At 66.7% G+C, this 14,037-nt stretch carries 10 protein-coding genes; 7 read left to right on the forward strand and 3 right to left on the reverse strand.

The annotated features are described in order from the left end of the window. Positions 1-37 precede the first annotated feature (37 nt). From LuPra_RS27575 to LuPra_RS27595, 5 genes are read left to right on the forward strand one after another with little or no spacing between them, the layout of a single operon-like run. The gene (locus tag LuPra_RS27575; protein WP_157899762.1) at positions 38-1,351 is read left to right on the forward strand and encodes an ATP-binding protein; all 1,314 of its coding nucleotides are present in this window, start codon (positions 38-40) and stop codon (positions 1,349-1,351) included. Positions 1,352-1,385: 34 nt separating this feature from the next. Next, positions 1,386-3,332, forward strand: coding sequence for a VWA domain-containing protein (locus LuPra_RS27580; protein WP_110173743.1), 1,947 nt, complete (start codon positions 1,386-1,388; stop codon positions 3,330-3,332). A gap of 11 nt (positions 3,333-3,343) precedes the next feature. Then, the gene (locus LuPra_RS27585) at positions 3,344-4,216 is read left to right on the forward strand and encodes a sterol desaturase family protein (RefSeq protein WP_110173744.1); all 873 of its coding nucleotides are present in this window, start codon (positions 3,344-3,346) and stop codon (positions 4,214-4,216) included. After that, positions 4,213-5,976, forward strand: a complete 1,764-nt coding sequence (locus LuPra_RS27590) for a hypothetical protein (protein WP_157899763.1) — start codon at positions 4,213-4,215, stop codon at positions 5,974-5,976. Before LuPra_RS27585 ends, LuPra_RS27590 begins: the two co-directional genes overlap by 4 nt. After that, on the forward strand, positions 5,973-6,974 hold the full coding sequence (locus LuPra_RS27595) for a hypothetical protein (RefSeq protein ID WP_157899764.1): 1,002 nt from the start codon (positions 5,973-5,975) through the stop codon (positions 6,972-6,974). The genes LuPra_RS27590 and LuPra_RS27595 overlap by 4 nt, the downstream gene beginning before the upstream one ends. A gap of 149 nt (positions 6,975-7,123) precedes the next feature. Here LuPra_RS27595 and LuPra_RS27600 read toward each other — a convergent pair whose 3' ends face one another. Continuing rightward, on the reverse strand, positions 7,124-7,525 hold the full coding sequence (locus tag LuPra_RS27600) for a hypothetical protein (RefSeq protein ID WP_110173747.1): 402 nt from the start codon (positions 7,523-7,525) through the stop codon (positions 7,124-7,126). Positions 7,526-7,804: 279 nt separating this feature from the next. Between LuPra_RS27600 and LuPra_RS27605 the strand changes: the two genes are divergently transcribed. After that, positions 7,805-10,666: a SpoIIE family protein phosphatase gene (locus LuPra_RS27605; RefSeq protein ID WP_162472847.1), complete on the forward strand. Its 2,862-nt coding sequence runs from the start codon at positions 7,805-7,807 to the stop codon at positions 10,664-10,666. Between the two features lie 106 nt (positions 10,667-10,772). On the opposite strand, the gene LuPra_RS27610 is transcribed toward LuPra_RS27605, so the two are convergent. Beyond that, a complete protein-coding gene (locus LuPra_RS27610) occupies positions 10,773-12,239 on the reverse strand; it encodes a M48 family metalloprotease (RefSeq protein ID WP_157899766.1) in 1,467 nt (488 codons plus the stop codon). A 153-nt stretch (positions 12,240-12,392) separates the two neighbouring features. Here LuPra_RS27610 and LuPra_RS27615 point away from each other — a divergent pair, with 153 nt between their 5' ends. After that, entirely contained in the window at positions 12,393-12,842 is a 450-nt protein-coding gene (locus LuPra_RS27615; RefSeq protein WP_110173750.1) for a hypothetical protein, read from the forward strand. A gap of 92 nt (positions 12,843-12,934) precedes the next feature. Here the strand turns inward: LuPra_RS27615 and LuPra_RS27620 are convergent, their stop codons facing one another. Continuing rightward, positions 12,935-13,945, reverse strand: coding sequence for an NAD(P)H-dependent amine dehydrogenase family protein (locus tag LuPra_RS27620; RefSeq protein WP_110173751.1), 1,011 nt, complete (start codon positions 13,943-13,945; stop codon positions 12,935-12,937). Positions 13,946-14,037 lie beyond the last annotated feature (92 nt).

The following is a 14,037-nucleotide window of genomic DNA, read 5'->3' on the forward strand; positions in this document are numbered from 1 at the left end:
CACTCTTCCCATCGCTCACGACGCCACGTGGCGCTCCATGCCGCGAGCACCGCGCTCGCTCGCAGAGGCCGGCCTGTCACTGGACCTGGTCACGCAGCTGGTGCTGAAGCAGCTGCACTTTTCCGGCGAGCTCGAGGGCTCGGACATGGCGCAGCGCCTGGGTTTGCTGTGGCCGGTCATCGAGCCCGCCCTCGACGGGCTCAAGGCGCAGCGGCAGTTGGAAGTGGTCGGGGGGTCGTTCCTCGGCGGCGCGACCTACCGCTACCGCATCACCGATGCAGGCCGGGTCCGTGCCGTGCTGTTCCTGGAATCGAATGCCTACGTCGGCGCTGCTCCGGTGCCGCTTCAGCAGTACCGACAGTACGTCGAGGAATTCTCACGGTCGGCCCCTCATTCAGCGAACCCCGAACGGGTGCGCCGGACGTTCCCCCATCTCGTCGTCCCCGAATCAGTCCTCGACCAGATCGGACCGGCGGTCAACGCGGGGACGTCCCTCTTCATCTACGGTGAGGCGGGCAACGGCAAGACACAAATTGCCCGTGGCATCCGCGACATCATGGACGGTGATTTCGCCGTGCCGCACGCCATCGAGGTCGAAGGGCAGATCGTCCGCGTCTTCGACCCCGTGACCCATGAGGTCGTGAACGGCAGCGCCACCGCCACTGCCGGCCACCCCGGCTCCGACACGAGGCCGCCGCTCGATCTCGGATCCCAGCCCGATGGGCGGTGGATCCGGTGCCGTCGGCCGGTGGTCATTGCCGGAGGCGAACTCACCCTCGAGTCGCTGATGCTCGGGCGGAGCCCGGGCGGCTACTATCGCGCGCCACTCCAGATGGTGGCCAACGGCGGTGTGCTCGTGATCGACGACTTTGGCCGTCAGCGCTGTTCGACCACGGAGCTGCTGAACCGTTGGATCGTGCCGCTCGAGAGTCGGGTGGACTACCTGACGCTCGGCACCGGCCAGGCATTCGAGGTGCCGTTTCGGACCCTGATCGTGTTTGCGACCAACCTGCGCCCGCACGAACTCGTCGACGAGGCGTTCCTGCGGCGCATTCACGCCAAGGTCTACATCGCCGGCCCGACGTCCGAAGAGTTCGCGCGCATCTTCAAGGACTACTGCATGGTCGCAGGCGTGGAGTTCGACCGCGGGCTGGTGGAACACCTGCTCGACGGTTACTACCGTCGCTACGCGCAGCCGGTGCGTGGCTGCCATCCTCGCGACCTGATCACGCACGCGCTGTTGCTGGCGGAGTATCGCGGCGAGCCCAAGGCGCTCACCCGGGAACTGCTCGACGCAGCATGCGAGGTCTACTTCGTCCGGCCGGACCAGCGTGGCACTCCGCCGCACTGATCGCCCCTCTGCCCATGGCCATCCCTGTCGCCGCATGAGACGACATCCTTTGCTCGTCACGCTGCTGGTCGCCGTCCTTCGCGGCGTCGGGGCGTACGCGCAGGATGCGACGGTGGAGATCACTTCGCCACAGGGACGCCTGTCGTCGAGTGGCCCCATCCGCATCGTCGCCCGTGCCACAGCCGCGACAGGCACGGCCGTCGAGAAAGTCACCTTCTATGCTGGCGACACGCGGATTGGTGAAGACGTCAGCGGGCCGATCTTCGCGGTCGAGTGGGTGGACGACAATCCGTTCGTTCCAATCGAACTGCGGGCTGAGGCGGTCGACTCCACCGGGCGCGTCGCCGAGCATCGCCTGTCACTGCCCGCGCTCGACATCACCGACGAGACGAGCGTGGCCAGCGTGCTGCTCGATGTCGCTGTTCTGGATGAAGACGGGCGATACGTGGCCGGCCTCACCCGCGAGCGGTTCGCGCTCAGGGAAGAGGACGTGCCCCAGAAAATCGAACTGGCCGAACCGAGCCGCGCGCCCACGACGATCACGCTCTTGGTGGATACAAGCCAGAGCATGTCGAGCCGGTTCGACTTCGTCCGGCGCGCCTTGCGTCGTCTCGCGTCGCTCCTGCGTCCGGACGACACCCTCGCCGTCGCTCCGTTCGCGCGCTCGCTTGGTGCCATCACCGGACCGACGCGCGATCTCGACGCGCTCTCGAGCGCGATTGAGGGGCTGCACACGCGTGGCGGGACTGCCATCGCCGACGCACTCGGCGACCTCGCCAGCCGGATCAAGAACGCACCCGGACGACAGATCGTCGTCCTCATCACCGACGGCTACGACGAGCACAGTACGACGGATGTCGAGCAGTCGGTCGGCGCTCTCCGCCGCGCCAGCGCCACGTTGTACACCGTCGGGATCGGTGGAGTGGCGGGTATGTCCTTCCGCGGTCGAGACGTCCTGAAGCAGTTGGCGCAGCAGACCGGCGGCAAGGCGTTTTTCCCGGCGCGGGACGCCGAACTGCCGCTGGTCCAGGAGCATATTCAGGACGACGTGGCCCACCGCTACTTGCTCACCTATACACCGGCCAACCAGACGCATGACGGCAAGTGGCGGGCGATCACCTTGACGACCGACATCGCAACATATGCGGTCAAGACGCGAGCGGGCTACTTTGCGCCGGCGCCAGCGCCGATCAAGCCCGTCATCGAGTTCACCGCCGTCAGTCGCGCGAGCGATTCGGTCATGCTCGGCCGGTACGATCTCGAGGTCCGCGAGGACGGCGTGCTGCAGGCCGTCGAATCGTTCCAGGAGGCGGTGGCACCGGTGTCCATCCTGATTGCCCTCGACCAGAGCGGCAGCATGCGTGGCACCGAAGCCGAGGTGAGATCGGCAGCACTCAGCTTCGTGGACGCTGTTCGTGACGAAGATCGGATCGGTATCGTGACCTTCAGCGACGACGCGTCGATGATTACCGATCTCACGCTGTCGCGGGCGATTCCCAGGCAGAGCATCGCTTCGTATCGTACGTCCGGCGGCACGGCGCTGCTCGATGGGATCGCGATCAGCCTGGATCGTCTTGCCACCAGCGAGGGCCGTAAGGCCATCGTGGTGATGACCGATGGGCGCGACGAGAACGCCGCGGGCACCGGACCGGGCAGTCGCCGCACGCTGGCGCGGGTACTCGATCAAATCCGAGAGGTCGATGCCGCCATTTTCGCGATCGGCCTCGGGCCCAACGTCGACCGCGCGAGCCTCGAGAGGCTCGCACAGACCTCTGGCGGCGCGGCCTACTTCCCGGCTGCCGCGTCGGAACTCGGGGAACAGTACACGCGGGTGGTCGAGGACCTGCGCCGTCGTTACGTCCTCTCGTATGTCTCCACCAACAGCGCCCGCGACGGACGCTGGCGGCAAGTCACGCTGCAAGGCAGGGCCGGCGACGTCGTCGTCAGGAGCCGTGGCGGCTACCGAGCCCCGGAACAATAGGCAGGAACTTCATGGACGACGGCTTACTCCACCTGATCGGCGCTGCGCTCCAGTCACTGAGCGGCGCCGTGGTCATCCTGATACCGCCCACCGTCTTCTTCGTGCTGCTGGCCCTGTTCCTCAAGGGCCGCGAAGCGCTCCCGGTGTTCGAGCGGGCGTTCGAGGACGTGAGGCTGAACCTGTCGCTGCACTTCCTCGACACGCTGCTCGTGGCGCCCATCGTAGCCGTGCTCGCCCAGGGGATCCAGAACGGCATCGAGGCACACTCCCTGGCTATCCTGGCGCCCGCCCGCTGGCACGCGCTGCCGGCCGTGGTCACGCTGGTCGGCGTCGTGTTCGTTGGCGACCTGATCTCCTGGGCCAGGCACCGGATCGAGCATACGCGGCTGCTGTGGCCGACACACGCCATCCACCACAGCGACGCGCACATGACGTGGATGACCATCATGCGCTTCCATCCCCTGAATCGCGTGACGACGCTCATAGTCGACCTGGGTGTGCTCGCTGTGTGCGGCTTCCCCGAATGGGCGCTGATTGCCAACTTCGTGGTGCGTCACTATTACGGTGAATTCATCCACGCCGACCTGCCGTGGATGTACGGACCGCTGCGATACGTGTTCGTCTCCCCGGTGATGCACCGGTGGCATCACGCACGCGACGTCGTCGGCGCTGGCAGTAACTTCGCCACCGTGTTCGCCTTCCTGGACTACGCGTTCGGAACCTATCACGTGCCAGGGCTCTGCACGGTGCCGCTCGGCGTTACCGATCAGATGGGCAAGGGAACGCTGGGGCAGATGCTGTACCCCTTCAAGGCGTGGGGCGAACGACTGCGCGAGACCAACGGCGGCCGTGGGGAAGCGAGCCGGCATACGACTGCGCCGTGATCACGTCCCGACTGACAGCTGAGCGACAGGCCGGGCGTCGGCGGGCAACTGCGTGGGTGCTCTGTCTTGTGTTGTGCGCGTCGTACGCGGCGTTGCTGTGGGCGATGCACGATGGCTTCTGGTATGCGACCGACGATGGCTTCTACGCACACATAGCGGAGCGCGTACAGGCGGGCGACGTACTGCACCGGGACGTCCAGGATATCCATCCCGGCTACATCCATGGCCTGCACGTGCTCGCCTTCCACATTTTCGGCACCGACATGGTGTCACTGCGTTATCCGCTCGTGCTCGCGGCGCTGGTGCAGTCGGTCTTCACGTTCTCGCTGCTCGCGCGGCGCAGTTTGTCGCTCGCGACCGCTGGCACCGTCGCCACGGCCGGCGTCGGGCTCGTCCAGTTCTTCAGCCCCAACCCCAACTGGTACTGCTTGTCGCTAACGATCGTCGTTTCGTGGTGGCTGGTTGCGACACCCAGGGAGAGTCGTGCACGGCTCGTCGTAGCCGGCGGCATCGTCGGCCTGATGACGATGTTGCGGCAGTTGTCTGGTGCGTGGGCAGCGATGGGTCTGCTGACAGTCGCGCTGCTCGAGGCTGAGGATAGGCTCGCGCCATCGAGTGCGCGCCTTGGTCGGGCGCTGTCAGCCTTGATGCTTACGGGACTGATCGGCTACGTCGCCCTAACGTCGGCCTATCGTCCGGGGGGCCTGCTGCTGATCGCGTCCTGGCCGGCAGCATTGCTGCTGCGCAACGCGCTGTCGCTGCAGACACCCGATCGAGCGGCGCGGCGACTCATCCTGCACGTCCTGGCCGGCGCCGGACCGGTGATGGCCCCCATGCTGGCGTACCACCTGTGGTTCGGCTCGACCACGCGCTGGCTCACCGACATCGTCGCCAGAGCCGCAGGCGAGACGCAACTCCCGTTCTTCGGCGGCGTCGGCTGGTACGCCCTCACACCGCTAGTCTCGGCCCAACTGGTCATGGCACCCGCCGGCATCGGCGACGCAGCAAACGGATCGTACTGGTTGGCGCTTTCTCTGGGATCGGCGGCTAATGGCGCCGTCGTCTGGCACGACCTTCGTCGCCGGACGGACGCCACCGCGATCGCACCGGGAATCATCGCGATGTTTTTCGCGATGGTATCGCTGCTGCTCGAAGGACCCTTGTACCTCTATTACTCCGCCGGCGCGACCATCGCCGCCCTGCTCTGGCGGCTCGCAGCGGTCGGGACCGTCGCGCCCCAAGTGGCAGGCGGAGCATTGGCGCTGTTGGTAGGCGTCGTCGGGTTCGTCTCACACGCAGGCCAGCCCCTGACCCGTCCACCGTTCGACATCCTGCACGGTCGACGCGTGACACCTCCGCCCCTCGGATCACTGGCCGGGCTGCGGGCGTCCTTCTCGCTTCCCAAGGAGGATGTGCGCGAGTACGACCGGCTGGTCGCAATCATCAGGACTCAGGTGGCCCCTGGCGAGACGTTGCTGGTGCTGCCCAACGACGCGCAGCTCTATTTTCTTGCCGAGCGGACCAATCCGGTACGGTTCTACAACTCGGCGCTCGGCATGCAGAGCCCTGGCGAGGTCGAGGACGTCCTCAGGCTCATCCGCACACGACCGCCGGCGCTGGTCATTTTCCGACCCGGAGACAAATACCAGACGCCCGCGCTCGATGCGGTGATGCGTGTCGTTCGGAGGCAGTACCGTCTGGCGGGCATTGCGGAAGGCCGGGAGATGTACCTGCCGGCGAGCAGGCCACCCTTGTCATGAGCACTCTTATCCAGCTGCAGGTGCCTCACCCGACCGCGAAGCCGCGACAACTCTCGCCCGCCGCGGAGCGGATCGTCCAGCGCATCATACTCACGGTGGCCGTCGCGATCGTATCGACGATCCTGGCGCTCGAAGGCCAGGCATCGGTGCTGACCAATACCGACTTCACGCAGCTGTGGCATGCCGCGCGCGGACTGGTCGAGGGCCGGAATCCGTACGACGTCGTCGGCCCGGGCAAGGCTTTCCCCTGGCCCTTCCCGCTGCTGTACCCGGGTCCGGCCGTGCTGGTGTCGGTGCCGTTCTCAGTCATGCCGCTGCGGTGGGCCTGTGCGCTGTTCGTCGGCTTGTCGGCCGCGACACTCGCATGGGGGCTGAGTGAAGAGCGTGGCGCGCCATACCGATGGTTCGTTTTCGCATCGGCCGGCGCGGCGAGCGTCGTCAGGACCGCCCAGTGGGCACCGTTGATGATGGCCACGGCCCTCTTGCCTTCGATGGGATGGGCCCTGGCCTGCAAGCCGTCCATAGGTACCGCGCTCTTCATGGCGTACCCATCGTGGCGCAAGTTCTGGATGAGTGCTGCGCTCGCGTGCGGCAGTCTCCTCCTGATGCCACGCTGGCCACTCGATTGGCTCGCCGCATTGCCGTCGGCGTACCACATGACAGCACCGATCTCCCACGTTACGGCGGGCGGGCCGCTGATCCTGCTGGCACTGCTGCGATGGCGACGCCCCGAAGCGCGACTGCTGGTTGCCCTTGGGTGCATCCCGCACACCACCATGGTTTACGAGACACTGCCGCTCTTCCTCGTTCCGAAGCGCTGGTCCGAAGCAGGATGGCTCGTCGTCGCAAGCTGGATCGTTTTGTCACGCGACCGTCAGATGGACTACCTGCAACTGATGCACATGCGCGCATGGTGGATCACGCTGCTGATGTACATCCCCTGCGTCGTGATGGTGCTGCGCCGAGGCGCAGAGTCCGAGCCCGACGCGACGCCGTAGACGAGAAGAGCAGCGTTGCTGCGGACCCGGAAAACAGCTGCATGCGATGCCGCGCGAGACCCAAGGGAGGAAGCTCGGCCCGAGCAGCCACGAAGGACCGCGGCGTCCGTACGTCTTCGCGATAGCCATGTGCCCGCGCCACTCGCGCGTTAGGCCGCGACCGCCATTCCGCTCCAGCGCCACGCGAAATCCTGCTCGCGCACGGTATTCCAGACGAGAGCGAAGAGCGCGACACACACGAGCACTTTCGGCGCGCTCAACCCGCGCGTGCCCGCTCCCTGGTAAGCCGCGCCAGACAGCAGCTCTGACAGCCACTCGTGGTTAATCCATGGGCGGTCGGAGGTGTACCAGTAAGGGTCCGCTGCGTGCAGCGCACGGTCTCTGAGCATGTCCAGCCCGAAACGCAAGTGTCCCCAGAGGTCGGGATCGGCGCTCGTCGATGCGGCTCCGGCGCCCATCACGAGCAGCGCGAGGGGCCTCAGCGCCGCCGCTGCTGCGACCGGCCCCGCATTCTTGGCTCCACTCCCCACGCGTGTACCGGTCGACATCATCGTCAGGCATCGCGTCTGACGGCGACGGGCATCGGCGAAGTGACAAGGGGCAGTGCCACGCAACGGCATGCTCTGTCCGAGCCAGTTCGAGATGATCGAATCGCTTCGTTGGCGACACTCCGTACATGTGGACTCTCCGTACCGGGGGCAGTTCTACAGTGATCGGTAACGCGCGCCCCGGTGCAATCGCCGCGCCGCCAACGCTCCACGAGGCACGCCGCCAGCGGCCAGATGGTGCTCGTGTGGGGTTCGTCGCAGCCTCGCCATACAATTCTCCCCATGACCGCCCCGGCCCAGGTGCCGGCGGAGGTGACGCACGACGCGGTCACCGCGGCGATGCTGCGTCATCGCCGCCTGCTCGCCACGCTCGTGCTCCTCGCCCTGGCGGCGGTCTCCTTCTGGGTCGTGGTCGCGTTGGTGCGGGCCCGCACCCGGCCGACGCTCGGCGTGCAGATCAGCCGGGGCGGCACCATGCTGCGCCGGCCCGATCGCGGCGCAACCGTCGTCGTGCGGGCGGTGCGGGCACACAGCCCCGCGGCTGACGCCGACCTCCGCGTCGGCGACCGCGTGCTGCAGGTCGACGGCATCGCGGTAACCGACACCCGTGCCTTGATTGCCCGGCACGATCGGCTCTTCCCCGGCGAGGTCGTGACCTTCGACATCGAACGCGATGGCCAGCCGCTCACACGGCGCCTCTCGGCACGGCCGGTGCTCGCCGGTCGATGGCAATGGGCCGGCGTGGCCATCCGCGTCCTGCTGGTGTTCGCGCTGTTCCTCGGCATCCCGTCGCTCGTGTTCAAGTGGCGGCCGCACGATCCCCGGGCGATGTTGTTCATGCTCTTCGGCTGCACGTTCGGCCTGTCGATGCTGAACTACTCGGTGCCGGGCCTGAGCCAGGCGCCCGAGAGCGTGATGCCGCTGCCTGACGCGTTCACCCGCTTCAACCTGACCGCGTTGGCGATCACGTACGCGTGCGCGCTCGTCATCAACCCGACGTTGCTGCATTTCCTGACGCTGTTTCCGCAGCCGCGTCTTGCCCCCGTGCCCCTTGGACGCGTACTGGGCTGGACCTACCTGATCCCGACGCTGGTTGGCTGGATCGCCGCGCCGGTCGTCGTCTTGCTCCTGCTTGGCTGGATTCCCGCGGCGGCGCGCCCGGCGGTGGCGCTGGTGGTCGCGGCGCTGGCCAGCGCCGGTGCCCTGCGGGTCTGGTGGACCCGCCTGCGCGCGCGCCCCTGGCGGTCCTGGTTCCTCGACAACGCGTTCTGGCTCGGGGTCATGGTGGCGCTGACCTACATGGCGGCCGTGCTCACGACGATCGTGCTCGTGCAGATGCGGGCACGCGAGACGGCCGGCCTGCTCGCGGGGCTGCTCCTCGCCTGCGCCGTGGGCCTGTTCGCGATCGGCGTCGGCATCGCGTATCCGATTGCGTGCGGCATCGCGATGTGGCGCTCGTGGCGACTGAGCACGGAGGAGATGCGGCAGCAGATCCGCTGGCCGCTGATGAGCATCGCGCTCGCCCTCGGCATCGCGGTGCTGCTCTCGCTGCTCTCCATCGGGTTGTCGTTCGTCACCGGTACCGCGCCGCCGCCGTGGCTGTTCTCGGTCTTCGAGATCTCCACGTGGGTGGCGTACTCGGTCATCCCGCTGGCGTTCGCGGCCGCGGTCTTGCGTTACGGCTTGATGGACATCAGGTTCATCATCCGCCTGACGTTCTTCTACCTGCTCACGACGGCCAGCGTGTACATCGGCACCTTCGCCGTCGTCCTGCTGCTGGCAACGGCGGTCGGTGGAGCGGCCGACAGCAATCGCGTCACCACGATCCTGATCACGTTGCTGGCGGTGTCCTTGTTCGAGCCGTTGCGCCGCCGCGTGCAGCGCCGCGTCGACAAGCACTTCTACCAGCGCACGCCAGACCCGGTGGGCGTGCTGGCGAGGCACGGCCAGGAGTTGCGCTCGATGTCGCGCCGCGACGACCTCGAACGCCGCCTCGTGCTCGCCCTGCAGGAGGCGATTCCGCACGGCCCCACGTACGTGTTCAGGCGCCGTGAGGATCAGCCCGAGTTCCTCGCCGCCCATTCACCCGATCCGACGGCCCGCCCGGCCTTCGAGGCGCTGCCGTTCCTGACCCAGCGTGCGCAGGACCTGCTCGGCCCGACGATGCTGGCCGAAGTGACGATGGTGATGGACGAAGCCCGCGTCTGGGAGCAGCTCGGGATCGAGGCGCTGCTGCCCGTGCGCCAGGGCGATGACATCCCCGTCGTCCTCGGGCTGGGCCGCAAGCGATCGGACGAGTCGTGGCAGGAGCGGGACATGGAGATCTTGTCCTCGCTGGCGGCGCAGACGTCGATGGCCATCGCCGACATCGAGGCGCGCCAGCACGATGCCTCGATGAAGGAAGCCTTCGACAACCAGCGCGCGCTGTTGCCGCAGCAACTGCCCCAGCCGGACGCGTTCTCGATCGCGGGCGCGTGGCACCCGGCGCTTGCCGTCGGCGGCGACTACTACGATGCGTGGTGGCTGTCGACCGAGGCGATCGCGATCTGCGTCGCCGACGTCGCGGGCAAGGGGCTCGCCGCATCGCTCGTGATGGCCAACCTCCAGGCGACGGTCAAGGCGCTGGCGGGTCCGGACGTGAGCCCGGCCGACCTCTGCACACGCGTCAACGAGACCCTCGCCTCCAACCTGCGCAAGGGACGCTTCGTCACGTTCTTCTACGGCGTGCTGCGATTGCGCACCGGCGAACTGCGTTACGCCAATGCCGGTCACAACCCACCGGTCCTGACGTCGGATGGCGCGGCGCACGAACTCGGCCTCGGTGACCCGGGCCTGGGCCTGCTGCGCACGCATCGTTACCGCGACGCGAGCGTGCTGCTCGGCGGCGATGCGCGGTTGCTGCTCTACACGGACGGCGTGACCGAAGGCCGCAGCCCCGATGGCGAGGACTTCGGCATGGCGCGACTGCTGGAACTGGTCGACCGCCCGCACACGAGCGCCGGACAGTTGCGCGACGATGTGCTCTCCGCAATCGCGGCCTGGACGCAGGGCCAGTTCGATGATGACGTCACGCTGCTGGCCGTGGTCCGCCGCGATGGCACCAACCCGCTGTTCGAGACACAGAAGATTCGAGTGCACGGGTAATTGCAGAATTTCAGAATTTCAAAATTGCACTACCACCGTCAGGCGTCGAGCGCCGACTGTGGTAATGAAATCCTGAAATTTGAAATTCTGCAATTTCCAATTGCCGTCATCGCTGTTCGACGACGATCTTGAGGCGATCGCCTGCCTGCGGGCGCTCCTGCACGGGGTAGCCGTTGATCACGGCGAGCGTGTCGGGCTTGACCGTGCTGTGACCCGGACCCGAGGCCAGCGACTGCCAGGTGTCGCCGGACCTGGCCGTGTACAACTCGATCACGTTGGGTCGGATCCGATCGGCTTCGCCAGCGCTCAAGGGCTGGAACGAGCGCACGCTGGCATCGACGGCCTGCTGCAGTTGGCGGTAGGCGCTGGCCGAGGACAACCCCGCCAGCCGGAAGACCTGGTTGTTGTGACTGATCCAGGCCGACCTGAGCACGACGTCGCCCATGTTCTGCAGTTGGCCGCGGAACGTCCCGACAAACGCCGGCAGGCCATTGACGCGCGTCTCGCCGCCTTCGACCAACTGCAGCCCCGATTGCCCGAGGTCCGCCGCGGCGACCTCCTGCAGTGACCGCCCCTGCGGTTGCGACACCAGTTGGAGGAACACGTAAGCGCCACCGCCCTGCGGTTGCGCCACGACCTGCTGCGGCGTGTTCTGCACCTGCCAGCCTTGCGGGAACTCGAGTCGGAACTTCATGTCCGGATGCAGGAACGCATTACCGCGCAGCACGCCCTCACGCGGATTGTCACCGAACATCAGGCCATCGACGTGCTGCAGGTAGGCGGCGCGATTGACCGACAACTCGCGCGTCGCCTGCGAACGCAACGCCGCGACGCGCTGGTCGAGGCGGGCGATGCGGTCGGCAGGCATCGGGTGCGTCGAGAGCCAGTTGGGGACGCCCTTGCGGTCCGTCCCTTCGGACAGCCGCCCGAGGGTCTCGAGCATGCTCGAGACGCCCTGCGGATCCCAGCCCTGCGCCGTGGCATAGCCGGCCCCGAGGTCGTCGGCCTGCAACTCGTCATCTCGACCGAACTTCAGGAATAGCAGGCCGAGTCCCTGCTCCGCCGCCTGTCCGAATGGCCGCAACTCGGGCACGAAAATCTGGCTGAGCAGCAGGCCGACCGAACTTGCGGTCTGCTTGCTGTACTGCGCGGCTGAATGCCTGGCAGTCACATGCGCAATTTCATGACCCAGGACTCCCGCCAATTCCGCCTCGCTGTTGAGGTGAGCGAGGATGCCCCGCGTGAGGTAGACGTACCCACCGGGCAGTGCGAACGCGTTCACCGCGGGCGAGTCGACGACCGCGAACGTCCACGGCAGGCTGGGACGCTCGGTACCCGACGCCAGGCGGCGGGCCACGCCGTCCACGTACCGTTGCAGCGCGGGATCGTTGACGACACCCATTTCCTGCCTGACCTGGGCGTCCGATTCCTTGCCGAGCGCGACCTCCTGGGCCTCACTCATCAGGTTGAATTCCTTCTTGCCGGTCGCCGGATTGGTGGCACACGACACCGCAAGCCCGGCGGCAACGACGACTCCGGCGACACGCGCCCTCTTACGTGGACATTGGCTCATCCCTGCGCTCCTGCCATTCAACATCAGCAAGTACGAAGCCAAGTGAACAAGTCCTCTGGCGTTCTCGTCCGACCTCGATAGATGACCCCGGAGCTACATCCTCTTCCGAATCCCCTGCCATCGGGCCTGCGGTGGGCGCACAACCGGCGCCGCATGGCCTGGCTGTTCGACGGTGACACGTGCGTGGGCTCGCTCGGATTCGGCGGCTATGGACGGGCCAGCGGCCTCACCAGCTGCGGCGTCTGGCACCTGCATCGGCGCGGTGTCCTGCACCTCGGCGTGCAGATGGCCCCGGCAGACGGCCGCCATCCGCCGATGTTGATGCGGCAAGGCGAGTCATTCGACGGCGCGCTCGATCTTCCCGACGGCGAGCCGGTCGAGTGGCGGGCGCTCGGCACCGCCGGCGACGCGTGGGCCTTCAGGCGAGCGAAAGACGGCGCCCCGGTCCTGACGTTCCGGTCCACGGGGCTGCTGCCAGCCGAGACGATCGTGGAAGTCGAACCGGCCGCGCGCGCGCTCGCGGACCCGGCGCCACTGCTGATGCTCGGCGCCTTCCTCGTACGGCTGGCGGTCGACGACAACGATGTGATCGCAGGCGGCTAGCGAATTTCAGAATTTCAGAATTTCACCACCACCGCCATTGTTCGAGCTGCTGACGGTGCCAATGAAATTGTGAACGTCTGAAATTCTTGAAATTACCGTGTCTTCCCTCCAAACCACGACGGTATCACCATGCTCCGCATCGTCTGGAGGCCGGCGGGCGCGGTGAGGACCTTGGGGATGGAGTTCACGGTGATCGAGGCGGTGGCGATGTCGCCGTGCACGCCACCGGCGATCTTCATGTGCAAGTCGGGCAATCCCTTGACGATGACGGCGTCGTAGGACTCGGGGGCGCCGAGGTACGCCTCCATGTGGAGCGTGATCAGCGCCTGCCCGTTCTTGTCGTACCCCGTCCCTGTCTGCGTGATGCCCGCCACCTGGCCCTTCTGCACGGCCAGGAACTCGCTCTTGGTGGCCTGGGCGGCGATCCGGGGGCCAATCACGTCAGTGATGCTCTCGAGCTTCCACCCCATCGCGTCGGCGATCATCGCCACCGACTCGGTGAGGCCGACGTGGCGCACCGCCCCGCCCTGCACCTTCTCGGCGAACTCCTCCGGTGTCAGACCGGCACCGATTTTCTGCTGGAATGGCAGGCGGCGGATGGACGCGTCCTGGATGCGTTCGACGCGAATCGAATCAACGCGCTCGCAGACGCCGGTCAGGGTGATCGGCAGCGCGTCCATCGTGAAGCCGGGGTTGACACCGGTGCCGAGCACGGCCACCTTGGCCTTGCGCGCGAGGACGTCGATTTTCTTTGCCAGGCGTTTGTTCGAGAACCACGGGTAGGCCAGTTCTTCGGTCGTCGAGACAATCGGCAGCTTGTGCTTCAGGACGTCGGCGACCTGGTCGGCGACCTTGGAGAGCGATGAACTCGTGCAGAGCACCACGACGTCGGGCCTGCCGGCCTTGATCGCGGCTGCGAGCTTGCTCTCCACCTTCACGTCGAGCGTGCGTCCGAGCCCGGCGACCTCGCCCAGGTCCTTGCCGATCTTGTCAGCATCGAGATCGACGGCGCCGACGATCTTGAAGCCCTTGCGTGATGCGCACTGCCGAACCACGCCGACGCCGATGGGACCGAGTCCCACATGAAGGACACGAATGGCCATGACCGGGAAATCTCCTTAAACGATGGGCCGGGCTCCACCTTCGCCAATGCTACGGCGGACAAGTCGGAGAGCCGGCCCTACCAGGGGCAGCC

This window comes from Luteitalea pratensis (assembly GCF_001618865.1).
GTDB lineage: Bacteria > Acidobacteriota > Vicinamibacteria > Vicinamibacterales > Vicinamibacteraceae > Luteitalea > Luteitalea pratensis.